The organism is Cellulomonas edaphi, from assembly GCF_030362815.1.
Classification (GTDB): domain Bacteria; phylum Actinomycetota; class Actinomycetes; order Actinomycetales; family Cellulomonadaceae; genus Cellulomonas; species Cellulomonas edaphi.
This window is the reverse complement of record NZ_JAUCGR010000003.1, coordinates 93,236-113,734: the sequence shown is the minus strand read 5'-3', so window position 1 is coordinate 113,734 and position 20,499 is coordinate 93,236. Positions and strand designations below refer to the sequence as shown.

Here is a 20,499-nt window from a genome sequence, read left to right as displayed (position 1 = left end):
CCCGAACGGTGACCGACATGACGAACTTCGACCCCGCTGCGCTGCCCGCGGCCGCGTTCGAGCCCATCTCCGAGCTCGGCCCGCTGAGCCGCGAGCGCATCAAGACGCGGCTCGACGCTCGCGGCTACAACTACGCGATCGACAGCGACGGCGACATCGGCGGGCGCTGGGACGACCACATCTTCTACTTCCTGCTGCTCGGCAAGGACTCCGAGTACCTGCAGGTGCGCGGTCGCTGGTCGCGCACGCTGCCCGCCTCGTCGCTCGGCCAGCTGCTGGTGCTCGCCAACGAGTGGAACGCCGGACGCATCTGGCCCAAGGCCTACGTCCGCACCGAGGAGAACGAGACGCTCGGCGTCTACTGCGAGCACTCGGTGGACTACGAGCCCGGCCTCACGGACGCGCAGCTCGACCAGCACCTCGGGTGTGCCATCTCGACCTCGCTGGCGTTCTTCAGCAGCCTCGACGAGCAGTTCCCCGAGGCCGTCGCGGCCGCCAAGGAAGAGATCGCCCGCCTCACGGCGGAGCAGCAGTAGCACGGATGCTCGTCGCCGCCGCGCTCGTCCCCGACACCGCGCTGCTCGTCCCCGGTTCCGGCGGGACGGTCGACGTCGCCGCGACGTTGCGGTCCGCCGCGCTGGACGCGGTGCAGGCCTCGGTCGCTGACGCGCGCTCGCTCGTCGTCGTCGCGCCCGGCCCGCGGACGCGTGAGCTGACCGGGCGGGTGGTCGCGACGCTCGGCGCTGCCGGGATCCCTGACGGGCAGCTCGCCTGGCCCCCGGTCGCGTTCGGGACGGGCGAGGACGCGCGCGCGTCGGTGGCAGCGTCGGTCGGGCTGCACCTCGCGGCGCGCTGCGGGTGGCACGGCGCGACGAGGGTCGTCGAGGTCGCGCCCGGAGCGGGTCTCGGCGAGCTCGGCGCGTCGCTGGTCGCCGACGGCCCGACCGGGCTGCTCGTCGTGGGGTCGGGCAGCGGGCGGCACGGTCCCGACGGGCCGCTGGCCGACGACGAGCGCGCGCCCGCGTACGACGAGGCGCTGCTCGCGGACCTCGCCGACGCGGGCCCGGCAGCCCGGGCGCGCCTGACGCAGCGCCCGGCCGACGAGGCCGCCGCGCTGGCCGTCACCGGGTGGGCCCCTTGGCAGGTGCTGGTCGGTGCCGCCGGGGAGCGCGCCGTGACGGCGCGGCTGGCCGTCCAGCAGGTCGTGGCCGGAGCACAGCACGCCGTCCTGTCGTGGGTCGTGGCATGAGCCTCGTCGTCGCCGTCGTGGGTCCCACCGCCACCGGCAAGTCGGACCTCGGGATCGCGCTCGCCACCGAGCTCGGCGGTGAGATCGTCAACGCCGACGCGATGCAGCTGTACCGGGGCATGGACATCGGTACGGCCAAGCTGCGGCCGCACGAGCGCGGCGGTATCGCCCACCACCTGCTCGACGTGCTCGACCCGCACGAGGACGCGTCGGTGGCGGACTACCAGACCATGGCGCGCGCCGAGCTCGTGGGGATCGAGGCCCGCGGGGCCCGCGCGGTGGCGGTCGGCGGGTCGGGCCTCTACGTGCGCGCGCTGCTCGACGCGATGGAGTTCCCGGGGACGGACGCGGGCGTGCGCGACGCGCTGGAGGCGCGTGTCGAGGCGGAGGGCGCACGCGCGCTGCACGCCGAGCTCGAGGCCGTCGACCCGGCGGCCGCCGCGGGCATCGGTCCACGCAACGCTCGCCGCATCGTGCGTGCCCTCGAGGTCATCACCCTCACCGGTCGCCCGTACTCGGCGTCGTTGCCGCAGCACGTCTACGAGGTCCCGGCCGTCCAGATCGGTCTCGACTGCGACCGCGCCACGCTCGACGCGCGCATCGAGGGCCGCGTCGAGCGGATGTGGTCGCAGGGCCTCGTCGAGGAGGTCGAGGCGCTGCTCGCCCGCGGGCTGGGTCGCACCGCGTCCCGCGCCGTCGGCTACGCCGAGGTGATCGCCATGCTCGACGGGCGGCTGACCGCCGCGCAGGCGCGCGAGGCGACCGCCGCCGGGACGCGCCGGCTGGCACGCAAGCAGATGGGCTGGTTCGGCCGGGACCCGCGGGTGCACTGGCTCGACGCGCAGGCGCCCGACCTGCTGGACCGAGCGCTCGACCTGGTGCGGCGTGCCGACGCCGGGACGCTCGGCCTCGCGACGGAGGACCCGGCACCGCGCCGTACCCTGGGCTCATGACTTCCGGCACCCTGCGCGTGACGAAGGGCCACGGGACCCAGAACGACTTCGTCCTGCTCGACGACCGCGAGGGCGCCCTCGACCTCACCGACGCTCTCGTCCGCGACCTCGCCGACCGGCGGGCGGGCGTCGGCGGCGACGGCGTGATCCGGGTGGTCGCCTCCGAGAGCCTGCCGGAGGGGGCGGCCGCGCTGCGCGACGAGCCGTCCGCCGAGTGGTTCATGGACTACCGCAACTCCGACGGCTCGATCGCGGAGATGTGCGGCAACGGCGTGCGCGTGTTCGCCGCCTACCTCGAGCACCTGGGCCTGTGGGGCGGCTCGGGCGAGCTCGCGCTCGGCACCCGCGCGGGCGTGCGCCGCGTGCGCCGCGTCGAGGGCCCGGACGGTGCCGCCTGGTACGCCGTCACGATGGGTCGCTGGACGCTGCCAGGTGGCCCCGACGCCCTCGCGGCGGGGTACGACGCCGAGGTGCAGGTGTCCGGCCTCGACGTGGTTCGGCCCGCCCTGAGCGTGGACGTCGGCAACCCGCACACGGTGCTCGCTCTGCGTGACGACGAGCTGGACGGCGCGGACCTCTCGCGCGAGCCCCTCGTCGTGCCGGTGCCGCCGCACGGGACGAACGTGGAGCTCGTCGTGCCGCTGGGTGAGCAGGAGGTCGACGGCCGGGTGGTCGGCCGCGTGCGCATGCGCGTGCACGAGCGCGGGGTCGGGGAGACCCGCTCGTGCGGGACGGGCGCCGTCGCGGCCGCGATGGCCGTCCGGGCCTGGGCCGGTGCGGGCGCCCCCGACGTGTGGCTCGTGGACGTCCCCGGCGGGACCGTGCGCGTGACCGCCCTCCCGGACGGCGAGGCCGAGCTCGCGGGTCCGGCGGTGCTCGTCGCCGAGGCCCAGGTGGACCTGGACGCCCTCGGCGTGCGATGACGGTCCGGCTCAGCGCGCAGGACCTCGGCGTGCCGCTCGGCAGCGGCGCCACCGTGGTGCAGTTCTCCAGCACCTTCTGCCAGCCGTGCCGCATGACGCGGCTCGTGGTCGAGCGCGCGCTCGCGGATGCCCCGGACGTCGCCTACGTCGACCTGGACGTCGCCGACCACCTCGAGCTCGGCGAGCGACTGCACGTCGACGTCACGCCCACGGTGCTCGTCCTGGACCGGACCGGTGCGCAGCGGCACCGCGCCGCGGGGGTCCCGCGGTTGGCGCAGGTGCGCGCCGTGATCGCGTCCGCGCGTGAAGGCGCCTGACGCCGTGCTCGCGCCCGCGTGGGCGAGCTGACGGCCCGGCTCAGCGCCGCGCCACGCGAGGCGCGACGACCGCTGCGGCCGACGCCAGGAGCGTCGTGAACGCGAACGTCGCGACGAACGGACCGTCGGCGCCCGCGGCGGCCGCGAACACCAGGCCCGTCACCGCGAGCGACCACGCCGCGCCGGTGCTGTCGGCGATGGTCAGTCCGGCGCTGTTCTCGCCCTGCGTGCCGGGCTGCGAGTAGCCGAGCACGAGCACGGTCTGCCGCGCGTACGTCAGGCCCATCCCCGCCCCGGCGCAGGCCCACGTCGCCACGAGGAGACCCACCGGCGCGTGCGCGGCCGCGACGGCGCACGTCGCACCGATGCCCACGGTCACGACGACGGTGCCGATGCGGACCGCGTCGCGGTCGCGGAGCCGACCGGCGAGCCGCCCCTGCACCCAGGACGCGCCCGCCCACGAGATGGCGGCCGCCGTGAGCGTGATGCCGGCCAGCGTGGGGGAGATGTCGTAGCGGCGCGTGAGCAGGTACGGCAGGTAGACCTCGGCGCCGAAGAACGCGCCCGCCATCAGCCCGCGGCTGACGACCACGCTGGGCAGGCCGCGCTCCACGCGAAGCGACCCGGCCGGGAGCAGCCGGTGCAGCGCCACGAGCATGACCGCCGTCGCGGCGGCGGCCAGGACCACGTCCCACGGCGACGCGACCTGCGTGGCCAGGTTGAGCCCGAGCACCGCGAGGGCGGCCAAGCAGGCCCACGGCACGCGACGGCCGCCCGGGCTGGCGGGCTCCGCCGGTGCGCCGAGCCGCGCCACGTGGGACAGCACGGCCAGGGCGACGGGGATCACGATGCCGGCTACGCCCAGGAACACCCAGCGCCACCCCAGGTGCTGCGCGATGGCCCCGGCCAGCGGCGGGCCCACCAGGGACGGCACCACCCAGGCGGCGGAGAAGCCCGCGAAAACCCGCGGGTGCAGCAGTGCAGGGCACGCGCGCGCCACGACGACGTAGACGGCCACCGTGATGCCGCCGGCGCCGAGCCCCTGCACCAGGCGGCCCGCGACGAACAGCTCCATCGACGAGGCGAGCCCGGCGAGCGTCAGTCCGGCCGCGAACAGCGCGACGGCCGCGGCGAGCGGCCCGCGTGGCCCGGCGCGGTCAGCCCAGAGGCCGGCGACGACCATGCCGACGACTCCCGCGGCCAGCGGCCCGGCGAAGGCGAACGCGTAGAGGTCGGCGCCGTCGAGCGCCCTGGAGACCGTCGGCATGACGGTCGTGACGGCCAGGGCCTCGAACGCGGCCAGGAAGATCAGCGCGTAGAGGCACCACGTGGTCACGCGCAGGGTGCGCCAGGCGACCTCCGGGCGCAGGTCCTGCGTGCTCACGACTGGCGGACGGTGAGCACCCGGAAGCCGCGCGAGCTGGCCGTGCGCTCGACGGGAGTCCCCAGCGCGTCCGCGAGCCAGCGCTGCAGCGAGTCCGCACCCAGGTTCTTGCCCACCACCAGGTGCGCCTCGCCCCCCGGAGCCAGCCGGGGGAGCCACTGCAGGAGCAGCTCGTGCAGGGCCGCCTTGCCGACACGGATCGGCGGGTTCGACCACACGGCGGCGAACCACACGTCGTCGGGCACGTCCTCGGGCCGCGCCGCGCGGATCTGGTCGAGGCCCAGACGATCCGCGTTGCGTCGCACCAGGTCGAGCGCGCGCTCGTTGACGTCCACCGCCCACACCCGGGCCTGGGGCGACTGCAACGCCATGCTGAGCGCGATCGGCCCCCAGCCGCACCCGAGGTCGAGCAGGTCGCCCGACGACGGTGGCGCGGGCACCTCGTCGAGCAGCACCGCCGTCGCGTGGTCGACGTGCCCGGGAGAGAACACGCCACCGGCCGTCTCCACCTGGAGCGTGCGCCCGGCGAGCTCGACGGTGAGGCTGCGTCGCTCGTCGTCGGACGCGGGGTGGGCGGTGAAGTAGTGGTCGTGCTCGGTCACGCACCGACCCTATCCGCGGCCGTCCGTGCTCCGCGCACGCCGATCCACGGGGGCGAGCAGCGCTCGGCCGGGAGCGAAATGGGTCGACCGCGAGGGTGTCCCGTGCGACCCTGGAAACCTCGCGCACGGCGGTCCCTCTGGGGTTCTCGTGCCGCGTGATCGAGGACCTGGACGACCGAGAGGAACCGCGTGAACGACCCGCAGCCCACCATCCGCGAGACGCAGGACGCCCCGGTGGCCCGCAGCGCGCAGGAGGTGGCCGACGACGTCGTCGCGCGGGTGCTGGCGAGGGCCGGCACAGCCGTCCAGGCCGGCGGCACGGTCCACTCCTCGTACGACGGCGACCAGCTGGACCTCGAGGAGCGCACGTCCCTGCGCCGCGTCCGCGGCCTGTCCACCGAGCTCGAGGACGTCACCGAGGTCGAGTACCGCCAGCTCCGGCTGGAGAAGGTCGTCCTCGTGGGCCTCTGGGGCGCCGGCAGCGTGCACGACGCCGAGGTGTCGCTCCGAGAGCTCGCCGCGCTCGCGGAGACGGCCGGTTCCGAGGTGCTCGACGGGATGCTCCAGCGCCGCCGCTCGCCCGACCCCGGCACCTACCTCGGCTCGGGCAAGGCCGCCGAGCTCGCGTCCGTCGTGGCCGCGGTCGGCGCGGACACGGTCGTTGTCGACGGCGAGCTCGCACCCTCGCAGCGGCGCGCGCTCGAGGACATCGTGCGTGTGAAGGTCGTCGACCGGACCGCGCTGATCCTCGACATCTTCGCCCAGCACGCCAAGTCCCGGGAGGGCAAGGCCCAGGTCGAGCTCGCTCAGCTGGAGTACCTGCTCCCGCGCCTGCGCGGCTGGGGCGAGTCGATGTCCCGCCAGGCCGGTGGCCAGGTCGGCGGCGCCGGCGCGGGCATGGGGTCGCGTGGTCCCGGTGAGACCAAGATCGAGCTCGACCGGCGGCGCATCCGTAACCGGATGGCCAAGCTCCGCAAGGAGATCGCCGCCATGGAGCCCGCGCGCCAGACCAAGCGCGCCTCCCGCAAGAAGAACGCGATCCCGTCCGTCGCCATCGCCGGCTACACCAACGCGGGCAAGTCGTCGCTGCTCAACCGCCTGACGAACGCAGGTGTCCTCGTGGAGAACGCGCTGTTCGCCACGCTCGACCCGACGGTGCGCCGTGCGGAGACCGCCGACGGGCGCGTCTACACGCTCGCCGACACCGTGGGCTTCGTCCGGGCGCTGCCGCACCAGCTGGTCGAGGCCTTCCGGTCGACGCTCGAGGAGGTCGCCGACGCCGATCTCCTGCTGCACGTGGTCGACGCGTCGCACCCCGACCCCGAGGGCCAGATCGCCGCGGTCCGGCACGTGCTGGCCGACATCCCGGGGGCGATGGACGTGCCCGAGATCATCGTGCTCAACAAGGCCGATCTCGCCGCGCCCGACGTGATCGCCCGCCTGCGCTCGCGCGAGCTGCACACGATCGTGGTCTCCGCCCACACCGGCGAGGGCATCGAGGAGCTGCAGGCACTGGTCGCCGACCAGCTGCCGCGTCCGGGCGTGCTCGTCGAGGTCGTCGTGCCCTACGACCGGGGCGACCTCGTCAGCCGGGTGCACCTGCACGGCGACATCGACTCCGAGGAGCACACCGAGCAGGGCACGCTGCTGCGGGCGCGGGTCGACTCGGCGCTGGCGGCCGAGCTGGCGAGCGCCGCCGTCACCGCCTGAGAGGCCGCCCACAGGGGTGGCGTCCGCAGCCGGCGAGGCGCACTACGCTGACGCGGTGCCTCCCACGACAGCCCGCTCGACCGCGCCGAGCGGGAGCGCGGCGGGGACGGACGAGCCGTCGGTCGACGAGCTGCTCGACCTCGCCGTGGGCGCGCTGGGTGGTGCACGGCGCGACGGCCAGCACCAGATGGCGGTGGCGGTCACCACCGCCCTCGAGACGGGCGACCACCTGCTCGTCCAGGCCGGGACGGGCACGGGCAAGTCGCTCGGCTACCTCGTGCCTGCCGTCCGGCACGCCGTGCTCGAGGACCAGCGCGTCGTCGTCTCGACGGCCACCCTCGCCCTGCAGCGGCAGGTGATCACGCGCGACCTCCCCCTGGTGGCCGACGCGCTGGCGCCGCGCCTGCCCCGCGCCCCGCGCATCGCGCTGCTCAAGGGCTGGCACAACTACGTGTGCGTCAACAAGGTGTCCGGCGGCTATCCCGAGGACGAGGGCGCGACGCTGTTCGACCTGGGGGAGCACGCGGGTGCGGCCGAGCACCCGGCCCCCGAGCGCGGGGAACGCCCCGGCACCGGGGAGTCGCTCGGCGAGCAGGTGGTGCGGCTGCGCGAGTGGGCCGAGGAGACCGAGTCGGGCGACCGTGACGACCTGGTTCCCGGCGTGACGGACAAGGCGTGGCGGCAGGTCTCCGTCACCTCGCTCGAGTGCATCGGCGGCAAGTGCCCGATGCTGGCCGAGTGCTTCCCGGAGCGCGCGCGGGCGCTGGCTCGGGAGGCCGACGTCGTGGTCACCAACCACGCCATGCTCGGCATCGCGGCGTCCGGCTCGCCCAACGTGCTGCCCGAGCACGACGTCCTGGTGGTCGACGAGGCGCACGAGCTCACCGACCGCGTGACCGCGCAGGCCACCGCCGAGCTGTCGCTCGCGAGCATCGAGCACGCCGCGCGGTTGGCGCGGCGGCACGGAGGCGTCCCGACCACGGACCTGGACTCGGCGGGGCAGGCGCTCGCCTCCGTGCTGGTCACAATGCCCGAGGGTCGGTTCCCGCGCGGTCTGCCCGACGGGGCGCGTGCGGCGGTCGCCGCGGTGCGGGACGCGTCGCGCACGCTGCTCAGCGTCCTCAAGCCGGATGCCAGCACGGCCAAGGCGGCGGGCGCCGAGGGCGGCCTGAAGATGGCCGCGTCGGCCATGCTCGTCCTGTTCGAGGTCGCGGACCGCATGGCGGCGGACCCCGAGGACAACAGGCACACGGTGCTGTGGTGCGCGCGCAGCGAGGACCGGCGGGGAACCCCTACGACGCGCCTGCACGCCGCACCGCTGGCGGTCAACGGCCTGATCCGCACCCACCTGCTCTCGGGTCGCTCGGCGGTGCTGACCTCCGCGACGCTCGCGCTCGGCGGCTCGTTCGAGCCGGTGGCCCGCGCCGTCGGTCTCGAGGTCCGCGCCGACGCCGAGCCGGTCGGGCCCACGGGCTCGGAGACGGCGCCGGCCGAGCTCAGCTGGACGGGCCTGGACGTCGGCAGCCCGTTCGACTACCGCCGCCAGGGCATCTGCTACGTGGCCGCCCACCTGCCACCGCCCGGGCGCGAGCCGGCGACGGACGCACAGCTCGACGAGATCGAGGCGCTCGTGACCGCGGCGGGGGGACGCACCCTCGGGCTGTTCTCGTCGCGCCGCGCGGCCAACGCGGTCGCCGAGGCCATGCGCGAGCGCCTCGACGTGCCCGTGCTGCTGCAGGGCGACGACCAGCTGCCCACGCTCGTCGCGCAGTTCGCCGCCGACGAGGCCACGTGCCTGTTCGGCACCCTGTCGCTGTGGCAGGGAGTCGACGTGCCCGGGCCCTCGTGCTCGCTGGTGCTCATCGACCGCATCCCGTTCCCGCGTCCCGACGACCCCGTGCGCTCCGCGCGCGCCGACGCCGTGGGCTCCGCGGGCGGCAACGGGTTCATGGCCGTCTCGGCCACCCATGCCGCCCTGCTGCTGGCGCAGGGGGCCGGCCGGTTGATCCGCGGCACCCAGGACCGCGGCGTGGTCGCCGTGCTGGACCCCCGGCTGCGTACCGCGCGCTACGGAGACTTCCTCGCGCGCTCGATGCCGGACTTCTGGCGCACTACCGACCGTGACGCCGTGCTCTCGGCGCTGACCAGGCTGCGGGCGCCCGGCGCGCCGACGACGGGCCGGACGCCCTGAGCAGGCGCGATGCGTTCGGGCTAGCCTGGCCAGGTCCAGCCGGAACCGCGCCAGGGGAGTAGCGATGACCCAGCCCGACGACATCGACGAGGCCCCGATGGGGGCGAGCGTCAGCACCCGCAGGACGTCCAAGCTGGCGATCGTGGGCGCGGGCGCCGTCGGGTCGACCATGGCCTACGCGGCGCTCATGCGCGGGGCCGCTCGCTCGGTGGCGCTCTACGACATCAACAAGGCGAAGGTCGAGGCGGAGGCGCTGGACCTGGGGCACGGCATCCAGTTCATGCCCATGGCGGAGGTCGTCGGCTCGGACGACATCGCGGTGTGCGCCGACGCGGACGTCGTGATGTTCACCGCGGGAGCCAAGCAGAAGCCCGGCCAGACCCGCCTGGACCTGGCCGAGGCCACCATCTCCCTGGTGCGCAAGGTGCTGCCCCTGGTCACGCAGGTGGCGCCGAACGCGGTCTACGTCATGGTGACGAACCCCGTGGACGTCGTGACCTACGCGGCGCTGAAGATCTCCGGGCTGCCGCCCACCCAGCTGTTCGGGTCGGGCACCGTGCTCGACTCGTCCCGGCTGCGGTACCTCATCGCCCAGCACACCGGCGTCGCCGTGCAGAACGTGCACGCGTACATCGCCGGCGAGCACGGCGACAGCGAGCTGCCGCTGTGGAGCTCCGCGAGCATCGGTGCGGTGCCGGTGCTCGAGTGGCAGGGCGTCGACGGCGCGAGCCCCATGACCGGGGACGTGCGCGACAAGATCGCCCGCGAGGTCGTCGAGTCCGCCTACCGGATCATTGAGGGCAAGGGAGCGACGAACTACGCGGTCGCGCTCGCGGGGTCGCGCATCATCGAGGCCGTCCTGAAGGACGAGCGCCGCATCCTGCCGATCTCGTCGCTGCTCAACGGCTACTACGGCATCGACGACGTGTGCCTGTCGGTGCCCACGATCGTCGGCGCGGGCGGCGTGGGGGACCGGCTGGCCGTCCCGATGTCCGACGACGAGCTGGCGGGCCTGCGGGCGTCGGCGGACGCCGTGCGGTCGGTCGCGCGCCAGTTCGGGTTCTAGGGCTCCGACGGCTCCTCGCCGGGCTCGCGCCCGGCCTCGGTCGACGGCGGGGCGCCCGTACTCACCGTCGTTGCCGGGTCGTCGACCATCGGGGGCCCGAGCTCGCCGGCCGCGTCGCGCCGCTCGCGCGCTCGGCGCAGGGCGGCGTCGATCCCGGCAGCAACGCCGGGCCCGGGATCACGCTGCGGTGCCATCGCGACCACCTCTCCGACGTCGCGCGCACTCAGAGGCTGCGGAGCACGCTCACGACGCGACCCAGCACGACCGCCTCGTCGCCGTCGATGGCCGCATAGGAGGCGTTGGCCGGGAGCAGCCACACGTGGCCGTCGGTCCGCTTGAGCGTCTTGACCGTCGCCTCGCCGTCGATCATGGCCGCCACGATCTCGCCGTTCTCGGCCACCGGCTGGCGTCGCACGACCACCCAGTCGCCGTCGCAGATGGCCGCCTCGATCATCGAGTCACCGCTGACCTTGAGCAGGAACAGCTCGCCGTCACCCACCAGCTGGCGCGGGAGCGGGAAGACGTCCTCGACCACCTGGTCGGCCAGGATCGGGCCGCCGGCCGCGATGCGACCCACCACAGGGACGTAGCTGGGCGTGGGGGCGCCGTCGCGCTCGGGCGCGTCGTCGTCCACGAACGAGGGTGCCCCGAGCGCACCCCACGGGGTCACGCCGCGTGAGTCGTCCGGGTGCACGACCTCGATGGCGCGGGGCCGGTTGGGGTCGCGCCGCAGGTAACCCTTGCGCTCGAGGGCCGTGAGCTGGTGCTTCACGCTCGACGGGCTGTTCAGCCCGACCGCCTCGCCGATCTCCCGCATGCTCGGCGGGTAGCCGCGCGACTCGACGGACGACCGGATCGTGTCGAGGACGAGCCGCTGCCGGGCCGTGAGGCCGTCGGGTCCCGCGGGGGCGTCGGGCAGTGCGTGCACCGTCGCCAGGTCCTGGGTGGACGTCTCGTCGCTCACGTGCGGCCTCTCCTTCGCGGCGCGGCCCGGGCGGCGCCGATCGGTGGTCTCTGCGGTGCGGGATGAATCTGCGGTGCGGGATGAATCTGCGGTGCGGGATGAATCTGCGGTGCGGGATGAATCTGCGGTGCTGGTCTGTCTGCGGTTCTCGCGTCTCTGCGGTGCTGGTCTGGCCACGCGTGTTCTCACTGGTCAGACCCCCTTGGGACGCCCGCCCCCCGGCCGTGTCAGTGGTCGATGGTGCGCTGTACCTACGCGGCCAGCCTAGGGAACCGCGGACCTGATTTCAAACATCTGTTCGACGAGCGCTCGACACGTGTCGGTGCCGACTGGTAGACATCGTACAGACGTTCGACGTACATACGTTCGGTCGGGAGACGACCGAGCACCGGGCGGGAGCAGCGGCTCCCGGCCGGGGACGCGAAAGGTGGAGACACATGAGTGCGATCGCGATGGGCCCGCAGCTCCGTTCGGCACAGCCGCTGCGCCCCGTGCGCCAGGCGCGCCCGGCACAGCCTGCGCGTTCAGCGGAGCCCGCCGGTGCGGCCCGCCCCGGTGTGCGCGGCCTCGCGCTGACGCACCGCGGTCGTGCCGTGGTTGTCGTCGTCGCGGCCCTCATGGGCGCACTCGTCGTGATGCTCGGCGGGCAGGCTCTCGCCGAGCCGCCGGCGAGCTCGCGCTCCGTGGTCGAGCATCAGGTGGTGGCCGGCGAGACCCTCTGGGGCATCGCCGCGGAGGCCGTCTCGCCGGGCGAGTCCGTGGGCAAGGCCGTCACCGAGATGGTGCGCCTCAACAACCTGCCGAGCGCGGAGCTGATGGCCGGTCAGACGATCCTGGTGCCGACGCACGGCTGACCTTCGCGCTGCGCACGAGAGTGGTGCGTGGGCGCGGCGAGCGGGCGTCGTGCGCGCGGTGAGCGGACCACCCGGTTGCCATCGGGGCGACCCAAAGGCTAGGTTAGGCTTACCTTCTTCGGCGAGCTGGGGGGCTCACGAGAAGCGCGGGAGCCAGGGGGCCTACGGTCTTCCGCTCATCCGCAGCACCACGCGGCGTCGAGGCGAGTCGACGCCGCAGGGATGGGGGCGTCCCACCTCGGGGCGGTCGCTCAGGCGGCCGCCCCGAGGCCTGTGCACGTCGCCTTGCGAGGCCGTGCGGCGTTGGCCTAGCGTCACGGGGGCGCACACGCGGCGCGCCGCCCGGCGCGGCAGCCCGTCGCACGATCCTGCGCACCGGCCCGAAGGGGATGCTCCGTGCACTGTCCGTTCTGCCGTCACCCGGACTCGCGAGTCGTCGACTCGCGGACGTCCGACGACGGCGCCTCCATCCGTCGCCGCCGCCAGTGCCCCAACTGCAACCGGCGGTTCACGACCGTGGAGACGACGAGCCTGTCGGTGGTGAAGCGCTCGGGCGCGACCGAGCCGTTCAGCCGCGACAAGATCGTCGGCGGCGTCCGCAAGGCCTGCCAGGGCCGTCCGGTGAGCGAGGACGACCTCGCCATCCTGGCCCAGAAGGTGGAGGAGACTCTGCGCTCGTCGGGGTCGGCGGAGATCGACGCGTACGAGATCGGCCTCGCGATCCTCGTGCCGCTGCGCGAGCTCGACGAGGTCGCCTACCTGCGGTTCGCCAGCGTGTACCAGGCGTTCGAGTCCCTCGAGGACTTCGAGGCCGCCATCACGGTGCTGCGCGCCGGCCACGTCGACCACGACGAGGACGACACGCTCGAGGACTCGGCCACGACGTCCTGACCGCGCGCGCCCACGGATGCGGTGCGGCACGCAGGACCGGCGTACGGTCGTGCGGTGATCCCTGACGATCTTGCGCTCCTCCATGTCCCCGGCACCCCCGCGGTGCTCCCCGACGGCTCCGCCGCGATCGTCTCGGTGGTCCATCCGGATCTCGAGGCCGACGAGTACCGCGGCTCGCTCTGGACCGTGCCGCTCGACGGCGCCGCGCCGCGGCCCCTCACCCGCGGGTTCCGGGACACGGCCCCCGCGGTCTCGCCGGACGGGCGGTGGGTCGCGTTCTGCCGTGCGGAGAAGGACGGCAAGCCGCAGGTCTTCCTCGTCGAGGCGACCGGCGGGGAGCCGGTCGCGCTCACGGACGCGCCGCTCGGCGCCGCCAGCCCCGTGTTCTCGCCGGACGGCACCCGCATCGCCTTCCTCGCGCGCGTGCCCGAGCCGGGCAGGTACGAGCCGGACGGGAGCCCCGCCGCCGAGGCGCCGCGGCACATCACGGAGCTGCGCTACCGCGCCGACGGCATCGGCTTCGTGCGCGACCGCCCCCAGCACCTGTTCGTGCTCGACCTGCCTGCCCCCGACGCGGCGGTCGCCATCGACGGCGTGCCGTCGGCGACCGCGCTGACCAGCGGCCCCGACGGCGTCGGCACCTTCACCTGGCTCGACGACGCGGCCCTGGCCGCGACCATGGCGCGGCACGCCTCGCGCGAGGTGGACCTGCGCAGCGACGTCGTGCGAGTCGACGCCCGGTTCCCGGAGGAGCCCACCCCGCTCACGGACGCGGACCAGGGCTCGACGCTGGACGTCTCCACCGTCCGTGCCGCGGCGGACGGCTCGCTGCTGTGGTTCGTCGCCTCGGACCTCGGAGACACGGGCCTGGACTTCGTCGCCTCGCAGAGCGGGCTGTTCGAGCTGTCGCTCGCCGAGGGAGGTGCGCCGCGTCGGCTCACCGACCCCGACACCGTGGACCTGCTGCCCGAGCTGCTCGTCGAGCACGACGGCCGCCCCGTGGTGGCGGACCAGCGCCGCGGGGCCGTGCACCTCGTGCGGGTCGACGTCGTAGGTGCCATGACCGACCTCGTGTCGGGCCCGGTGGTGGTCACCGCGGCCGGGTCGGGAGGTGGCGCGCTGGTCGCGGTGCGTGCCGCAGCGGGCGACGCGGGCGAGCTCGTCCTCGTGGGCTCCGAGGAGCCCCTCACCGACTTCTCGGCGCCGCTGCGAGCAACGGGCCGCACACGCCAGGGCGTCGAGCTGACCGCGACGGCCCCCGACGGCTACCCGATGCACGGCTGGCTCACCACGCCCGACCCGGCGCGCTACGGCGAGGGGCCGTACCCGACGATCCTCATGATCCACGGCGGACCGTTCGCGCAGTACACGCACGCGCTGTTCGACGAGGTCCAGGTGCTCGTCGAGGCGGGGTACGCCGTGGTCCACGGCAACCCACGCGGATCGTCGGGCTACGGCCGCGACCACGGGCTGGCCATCGCGCAGCGGTTCGGCACCGTGGACGCCGACGACGTGCTCGCGCTGCTCGACGCGGCGCTGGGCGACCCCAGGCTGGACGCCTCGCGCGTCGGTGTGATGGGCGGGTCCTACGGCGGGTACATGACCGCCTGGTTGACCACCCGAACCGACCGCTTCGCGGCCGCCATCGTCGAGCGGGGGTTCCTCGACCCCGTGAGCTTCGTCGGCTCGAGCGACATCGGCTGGTTCTTCGGCGGTGCGTACCTGGGGGAGGACCCCGCCGCGGTCGCCGCGCAGTCCCCGATGGCGCACGTCGGCGAGGTGAGCACGCCGACGCTGGTGATCCACTCCGAGCAGGACTGGCGCTGCCCGGTCGAGCAGGGCCAGCGGTGGTTCGTCGAGCTCCGGCGACGCGGCGTGCATGCCGAGCTGCTGCTGTTCCCCGGCGAGGGGCACGAGCTGACGCGATCCGGCCGGCCGCGGCACCGTCAGGCGCGCTTCGAGCACGTCCTGGCCTGGTGGGCGGCGCGGCTGCCCGTCGCCTGACGACGCCGGCCCGCCGCGGAACTCGCTGGCGTCGGGCGCCGGCATCGGCCAGGCTGGGGGTGCCCGCGCGCTGCGGGCAGCACCGACGGACGAAGGAGACGCCATGGCGCAGGACGACAAGGCAGGAGCCGTGAGCGAGGACGCCAAGGCCAAGTTCCGCGAGGCGCTGGATCGCAAGAAGTCGGCGAGCCACCGCACCGCGGACGGGACGGCGAACACCGGTCAGGTGCACGGCTCCGAGACCGCGGGCCCGTCGCAGCGGCGGTTCCAGCGCAAGTCGGGCTCGGCCTGACGGCACCGGCAGACGAACGAACGGCCTGTCCCCACCGCGGGGGACAGGCCGTTCGGCGTCGAAGGTCAGGCGTCGAGGGTCAGGCGTCGAACGTCAGGACAGGACGCGCAGCCGGATCGCCTCGGGCTGCGACGAGAGCGCCGCGACCACGGCCGGGTCGACCGCGGAGCCGGCGTCGGTGACCACGTAGCCGATGTCGCCGCGCGTGGCCAGCAGCTGGCCCTCGATGTTGACACCGTGCTCCGCGAGGGTCGCGTTGATGCCGGCGAGCACGCCGGGGACGTTGTGGTGCAGGTACGCGAGCCGGTGCACGCCGGGGTGCTGGTCCAGCGCGACGTTGGGGAGGTTCACGGACAGCGTGGTGGAGCCGGTCGCGATGTAGTCCCGCAGCTTGTGCGCCACGAACTGGCCAATCGCCTCCTGCGCCTCCTCGGTGGAACCGCCCGTGTGGGGCGTGAGGATGACGTTCGGCAGGCCGCGCAGCTCCGACTCGAACGGGTCCCCCTTGCGCTTGGGCTCGACCGGGAACACGTCGACCGCGGCGCCGGACAGGTGGCCCGAGACAATCGCGTCGCGCAGGGCCGCGGGGTCCACCACGAACCCGCGGGACAGGTTGAGCAGCACCGCGCCGGGCTTCATGCGCGCGATCTGCTTGGCGCCGAACAGCCCGGCGTTGCCCGAGCGGCCGTCCACGTGCAGCGTGACGACGTCGGACGTCTCGAGCAGCTCGTCGAGCGTGTGCATGCGACGGGCGTTGCCGAGCGCCAGCTTCTCCGCCGTGTCGTAGAAGACGACGGACATGCCGAGGTTCTCGGCGAGGACGGACAGCTGCGTGCCGATGTTGCCGTAGCCGATGATCCCGAGCGTGCGACCACGGACCTCGTGCGCGCCGACCGCCGACTTGTTCCACACGCCGTCGTGCATCTGCTTGTCGAACTCGGTCAGCCGCCGGGTCAGCGCGATGATCTCGGCGATCGCGATCTCGACGACGGAGCGCGTGTTGGAGAAGGGCGCGTTGAACGTCGCGACGCCGCGCGTGGCCGCCGCGGCGAGGTCGATCTGGTTGGTGCCGATGCAGAACGCACCGATCGCGACCAGGTCGGAGGCCTGCTCGATCGCCGCCGCCGTGACCTGGGTCTTGGAGCGGATGCCGAGCAGGTGCACCCCGTCGAGCGCCTCGATCAGCTCGGACTCGTCGAGCGCGCCCGTGCGCGTGACGACGTCGAAGCCGGCCTCGGCGAGGATGGCGTGCGACTGGGGGTGGAGGTTCTCGAGCAGCAGGGCCTTGGGCACGGGCCCATCGTGCGCCTGTCCGAGGGCCGGGCACAGGGGTGTCCGACCCTCGGACAGCCGGTCAGGACGCGATCCCGGCGGGCAGGTCGAGCGCGTGCACCACGTGCAGCACGCGTGTCGGGCGCGTCATCGCGACGTACAGGTCGCCCGCGGACTCGGCGAGGACGTCGGCAGGCTCGACCAGCACCACCGCGTCGAACTCGAGCCCCTTCGCCTCGCGCGGCGTCAGCAGCACGAGCGGGGCGTCGAGGTCCGCAGCGAGGGTGGCCTGCCCGACCGCCGGGGACAGGCCGGCCGCGACGAGCGCGTCCCGGACCGTGTCCAGCGTCGCCGTCGTCGCCACGACGGCCACCCGGCCCGCGCCGATGTCGTCCGTCACCGACGCGACCGCCTCGCCCGCGCGACTCGCGACCGCCGGGAGGAGCTCGCCGGGCGTGGCGTGCGTGAGCACCAGGGCGTCGTCCACCTCGCGTGCCGAGGTGAGGGGGCTGATGGGCAGCCCGGCGGCCGTGGCCATCCGCACCGCGGCATCCGCGACCGCTGCGGGCGTCCGGTAGTTCACGGTCAGCTCGTTGAGGCGCCAGGAGCCCTGCAGCACCGGGTCCAGCATGTGCGCCCAGCTGCGCGCCCCGCCCGAGGCGCTCGTCTGGGCGACGTCGCCCACGATCGTGAGCGAGCGGGTCGGCACGCGGCGCAGCAGCGCCCGCCACGCCATCGCGGACAGCTCCTGCGCCTCGTCGACGACCACGTGGCCGTACGTCCAGGACCGGTCGTTCGCCGCACGCTCCGCCGTCGTCATGGCCGGTCCGGAGCCGGCGAAGCGGTCCGCGAGAAGCTCGGCGGACACCAGGGCGCCCGACCCGGTCGACTCCAGCACCTGGCGCGCGTACGCCACCTCGGTGGCCCGCTGCTCTGCCGCGGCGCGGGCCAGCGCGCGGGCCGCCTGGTCGTCCTCGCCGAGCAGCTCGGCGGCCTCGTCGAGCAGGGGGACGTCGGCCGCGGTCCACGGCGCGTCCGCGTCTCGCGCCAGCAGGGCGCGCTCCCGCTCGGTGAGGTCGGGTGCCGCGGAGGCCAAGCGCCAGGGCTTGGCGTAGAGGTCTGCCAGGAGCTTCTGCGGCGTGAGCGGCATCCACGCGAGGTTCAGCGCGACGCGGACGTCCCGGTCCGCGCGCAGCTCGCCGATGATCTCCGCGCGCTCGTCGGGCTGCACCTCCCAGCCCAGCTGAGCTGCGTACTGGTCGGCGAGGCGCCCGAGCATGTCGCGCACGAACGTGACCCGAGCCTGGTTGTGCGGCCGGTGCTGGCGCCGGGCCCGGTTGATCGCCGAGGCGACGTCGCCCGGGCGGATCTCCACCGCGATGCCGTCGATGCGCGCGGTGGCGGCCTGGGCAGGGACGCGCTGACGGTCGCGGACGGCGCGGGCGATGACCGCCGCCATGGACGCGCGGCCCTTGATCTCGGCGACGTGCTCGGGCTCGTCGCCGGTGGCGAGCACACCCGGGACGATCTCGGCGATCGTGGTGGTCACCACGCCGGTCTCACCCAGGGACGGCAGGACCTGGTCGATGTAGCGCAGGAACGTGCGGCTCGGCCCCACCAGCAGCACGCCCGAGCGCTCGAGCATCCGGCGGTGGGCGTAGAGGAGGTACGCGGCGCGGTGCAGCGCCACGGCCGTCTTGCCGGTGCCGGGCCCGCCCTGCACGACGAGCGCGCCGCCCAGCTCGGACCGGATGATGGCGTCCTGCTCGCCCTGGATGGTGGCGACGATGTCGCCCATCCGGCCTGTGCGGCCGGCCCGCAGTCCCGCGAGCAGCGCGCCCTCGCCGGACAGCCCGGTCAAGCGGCCCTCGTCGTCGTCGGTCAGCAGGTCGAGGTCGAGGACCTCATCCTCGACGCTGGTGACGGTCCTGCCCCGCGTGACCACGTGCCGCCGCCGCACGACCCCGTCGGGGTGTGCCGCCGTCGCGCGGTAGAACGCCTGCGCGGCGGGCGCCCGCCAGTCCGTCAGCAGCTGCGTCTGCTCGTCGTCGGTCAGGCCGATGCGTCCGATGTAGCGCCGGGTGTCGTCCTCGAGGTCGATGCGACCGAAGACCAGGCGCTCCTCGACGGCCTCGAGCTGCGCCACGCGGTCCTCGTAGAGCGTCGCGAAGGCGTCGCGCTCGGAGCGGTTCTGCGGCGATCCCGCGGGGCCTGTGCGGCGCACCTCGGCCAGGCGCTCTCGCGTGCCCGCCCGCAGCTCGTCGAGGCGCGCGTACATGATGTCGACCGTCTTCTGCTCGCCGGCCAGCTCATCGTTCGTGCCTGTCACGTGCGCGTTCTCCTGTCCACGGACCATCGTCGAGCCACTGTGCGGTCTGCTCCTCGCCGCCTGCGCACCTCTGAGCGGGCCAGGTGCGTGCGGGGTACTCGTGAGCAAGGTGCGCGGAGCGGCCGTCCATTATCCGCCCTCGCAGGGCGCTCCGCGTCGGCCGCGCGGGCGTAGGGCCGTTCGAGTGGTCGGTACGCGGTCACCCGAACGGGGCCGTACGCTTTCGGTTGCCCGAAAGAGAGGACGACCGTGACGGACGCACCTGCCGCGACCGGTCCCGTGCGTGACCGCCCGCGCTCGACCGTGGACGACGACCGCCAGATCCGGCTGCTGCTCGTCGAGGACGACGACGGCGACGCCGTCCTCGTCTCCGAGCACCTGCAGGACGCCGGGCTGGACGTGGCTCTGACGTGGGTGCGCACTCTCGACGAGGCCGTCGCGTCGCTCGACGTGGACTGCGTCCTGCTCGATCTCGGCCTCCCCGACGCGACCGGCATCCCCGCGCTCGAGCGGCTGCTGGCGGCCGGCGCACCGGCCGTCGTGGTGCTCACGGGCCAGTCCGGGGGAGACACGGGCGTGCTCGCCGTCGCCGCGGGCGCGCAGGACTACCTGGTCAAGGACGAGGTGGACGGGCACCGGCTGAGCCGGGCCGTGCGCTACGCGGTCCAGCGCCGCCGGCTCGAGGCCACCGACCGCGAGCTGTACCGCAGCCTCGTGCGTGCCGAGGAGACGAACAGGCTCGAGCGCGCGCTGCTGCCCACGCCCATGATCCGCGACGAGCGCCTCGAGGTGCGCGTGGGGTACCGCGCGGGCCGCGACGGCGTGCTGGGTGGCGACTTCTACGACGTCGTCGAGCGTCCGGACGGCACCGTGCTCGCGATCGTGGGCGACGTGTGTGGTCACGGGCCCGACGAGGCCGCCCTGGGCGCCACGCTGCGCACCGCGTGGCGCACGCTGGTGCTCACCGGGACGCGCCCCGCCGACATCTTCGGTCTGCTGGAGGTGGTGCTCGAGGCCGAGCGGCCGCGTCCCGAGGTCTTCACGACGGTGGCCATGTTCGTCATCCCGCCCGGTCGCCGGACCGCGGACATGTACCTCGCGGGCCATCCCGTGCCGCTCGTGCTGGGCCCCCCGTCCGAGCTGCCGCCCACCACGCGGCGTGGCCGCGCGCTCGGCATCCCCGTGGGCGGCACCTGGCACGCCCAGGTGCTCGACCTCGGCGAGTCCTGGCGCCTGCTGATGTACACCGACGGCCTGCTCGAGGCCACCGTCGGCGGGGGCCCCGAGCGTCTGGGCAAGGCGGGCCTCCTCGGCGTCGTCGACCGCGTGCTGGCGTCGGAGACCGGCCCTCGCCCGGCGGCGGACCCCGCCGGGCTGGAGGACGATCTCGTGGGCCGCGTGCTGCGCGACGTGCGCGCGCTGCACGGGGGCGACCTCGTGGACGACGCGGCGATCGTCGTGCTCGGGTGGGGCGAGTGACCTCGGACGCACCGCGCCC

The 20,499-nt window shown here is 74.3% G+C and carries 19 protein-coding genes; 13 read left to right on the top strand and 6 right to left on the bottom strand.

Going from position 1 to position 20,499, the window contains the following annotated elements:
* Positions 1-17 precede the first annotated feature (17 nt).
* Genes QRT05_RS12000 through QRT05_RS11980 form a run of 5 tightly spaced genes read left to right on the top strand, consistent with a single transcriptional unit; the run spans position 18 to position 3,442 of the window.
* Positions 18-536 carry a type III secretion system chaperone family protein gene (locus QRT05_RS12000; protein WP_289447510.1) on the top strand — a complete coding sequence of 173 codons (519 nt, stop codon included), beginning with the start codon at positions 18-20 and terminating at the stop codon, positions 534-536.
* A 5-nt stretch (positions 537-541) separates the two neighbouring features.
* Positions 542-1,249 (top strand): class III extradiol ring-cleavage dioxygenase family protein, encoded by a 708-nt coding sequence (locus QRT05_RS11995; RefSeq protein ID WP_289447509.1) that lies wholly within the window; start codon positions 542-544, stop codon positions 1,247-1,249.
* Positions 1,246-2,202, top strand: a complete 957-nt coding sequence (gene miaA, locus QRT05_RS11990) for a tRNA (adenosine(37)-N6)-dimethylallyltransferase MiaA (RefSeq protein WP_289447508.1) — start codon at positions 1,246-1,248, stop codon at positions 2,200-2,202. Before QRT05_RS11995 ends, miaA begins: the two co-directional genes overlap by 4 nt.
* The gene (gene dapF / locus QRT05_RS11985) at positions 2,199-3,125 is read left to right on the top strand and encodes a diaminopimelate epimerase (protein WP_289447507.1); all 927 of its coding nucleotides are present in this window, start codon (positions 2,199-2,201) and stop codon (positions 3,123-3,125) included. The genes miaA and dapF overlap by 4 nt, the downstream gene beginning before the upstream one ends.
* A complete protein-coding gene (locus tag QRT05_RS11980; protein ID WP_289447506.1) occupies positions 3,122-3,442 on the top strand; it encodes a thioredoxin family protein in 321 nt (106 codons plus the stop codon). The genes dapF and QRT05_RS11980 overlap by 4 nt, the downstream gene beginning before the upstream one ends.
* 40 nt (positions 3,443-3,482) lie before the next feature.
* On the opposite strand, the gene QRT05_RS11975 is transcribed toward QRT05_RS11980, so the two are convergent.
* Together QRT05_RS11975 and QRT05_RS11970 are read right to left on the bottom strand one after the other, a co-directional pair.
* The gene (locus QRT05_RS11975) at positions 3,483-4,826 is read right to left on the bottom strand and encodes an MFS transporter (RefSeq protein ID WP_289447505.1); all 1,344 of its coding nucleotides are present in this window, start codon (positions 4,824-4,826) and stop codon (positions 3,483-3,485) included.
* A complete protein-coding gene (locus tag QRT05_RS11970) occupies positions 4,823-5,428 on the bottom strand; it encodes a class I SAM-dependent methyltransferase (RefSeq protein ID WP_289447504.1) in 606 nt (201 codons plus the stop codon). Before QRT05_RS11970 ends, QRT05_RS11975 begins: the two co-directional genes overlap by 4 nt.
* Before the next feature lie 189 nt (positions 5,429-5,617).
* On the opposite strand from QRT05_RS11970, the gene hflX reads away from it, so the two are divergent.
* The 3 genes from hflX to QRT05_RS11955 all read left to right on the top strand — a co-directional run bounded on the left by hflX (position 5,618) and on the right by QRT05_RS11955 (position 10,395).
* Positions 5,618-7,138, top strand: coding sequence for a GTPase HflX (gene hflX, locus QRT05_RS11965; RefSeq protein WP_289447503.1), 1,521 nt, complete (start codon positions 5,618-5,620; stop codon positions 7,136-7,138).
* Positions 7,139-7,193: 55 nt separating this feature from the next.
* Complete coding sequence (locus QRT05_RS11960; protein ID WP_289447502.1) at positions 7,194-9,329, top strand: ATP-dependent DNA helicase; 2,136 nt, start codon at positions 7,194-7,196, stop codon at positions 9,327-9,329.
* A gap of 64 nt (positions 9,330-9,393) precedes the next feature.
* Positions 9,394-10,395: an L-lactate dehydrogenase gene (locus tag QRT05_RS11955; RefSeq protein ID WP_289447501.1), complete on the top strand. Its 1,002-nt coding sequence runs from the start codon at positions 9,394-9,396 to the stop codon at positions 10,393-10,395.
* On the opposite strand, the gene QRT05_RS11950 is transcribed toward QRT05_RS11955, so the two are convergent.
* Together QRT05_RS11950 and lexA are read right to left on the bottom strand one after the other, a co-directional pair.
* Entirely contained in the window at positions 10,392-10,589 is a 198-nt protein-coding gene (locus QRT05_RS11950; RefSeq protein WP_289447500.1) for a hypothetical protein, read from the bottom strand. The two genes, QRT05_RS11955 and QRT05_RS11950, sit on opposite strands and share 4 nt — an antisense overlap.
* Before the next feature lie 29 nt (positions 10,590-10,618).
* Complete coding sequence (gene lexA, locus QRT05_RS11945; RefSeq protein ID WP_289447499.1) at positions 10,619-11,359, bottom strand: transcriptional repressor LexA; 741 nt, start codon at positions 11,357-11,359, stop codon at positions 10,619-10,621.
* A gap of 437 nt (positions 11,360-11,796) precedes the next feature.
* Between lexA and QRT05_RS11940 the strand changes: the two genes are divergently transcribed.
* The 4 genes from QRT05_RS11940 to QRT05_RS11925 all read left to right on the top strand — a co-directional run bounded on the left by QRT05_RS11940 (position 11,797) and on the right by QRT05_RS11925 (position 15,400).
* A complete protein-coding gene (locus QRT05_RS11940) occupies positions 11,797-12,213 on the top strand; it encodes a LysM peptidoglycan-binding domain-containing protein (RefSeq protein WP_289447498.1) in 417 nt (138 codons plus the stop codon).
* 396 nt (positions 12,214-12,609) lie between these two features.
* Positions 12,610-13,104, top strand: coding sequence for a transcriptional regulator NrdR (gene nrdR, locus QRT05_RS11935; RefSeq protein WP_289447497.1), 495 nt, complete (start codon positions 12,610-12,612; stop codon positions 13,102-13,104).
* 54 nt (positions 13,105-13,158) lie between these two features.
* Complete coding sequence (locus tag QRT05_RS11930) at positions 13,159-15,108, top strand: S9 family peptidase (RefSeq protein ID WP_289447496.1); 1,950 nt, start codon at positions 13,159-13,161, stop codon at positions 15,106-15,108.
* A 103-nt stretch (positions 15,109-15,211) separates the two neighbouring features.
* Positions 15,212-15,400, top strand: coding sequence for a DUF5302 domain-containing protein (locus tag QRT05_RS11925; RefSeq protein ID WP_289447495.1), 189 nt, complete (start codon positions 15,212-15,214; stop codon positions 15,398-15,400).
* Positions 15,401-15,493: 93 nt separating this feature from the next.
* Here the strand turns inward: QRT05_RS11925 and serA are convergent, their stop codons facing one another.
* A complete protein-coding gene (serA, locus tag QRT05_RS11920; RefSeq protein ID WP_289447494.1) occupies positions 15,494-16,693 on the bottom strand; it encodes a phosphoglycerate dehydrogenase in 1,200 nt (399 codons plus the stop codon).
* Between the two features lie 61 nt (positions 16,694-16,754).
* Entirely contained in the window at positions 16,755-19,028 is a 2,274-nt protein-coding gene (locus QRT05_RS11915; RefSeq protein WP_407650338.1) for a HelD family protein, read from the bottom strand.
* A gap of 222 nt (positions 19,029-19,250) precedes the next feature.
* Here QRT05_RS11915 and QRT05_RS11910 point away from each other — a divergent pair, with 222 nt between their 5' ends.
* Positions 19,251-20,480: a PP2C family protein-serine/threonine phosphatase gene (locus QRT05_RS11910; protein ID WP_289447493.1), complete on the top strand. Its 1,230-nt coding sequence runs from the start codon at positions 19,251-19,253 to the stop codon at positions 20,478-20,480.
* The last annotated feature ends 19 nt before the right edge of the window (positions 20,481-20,499 follow it).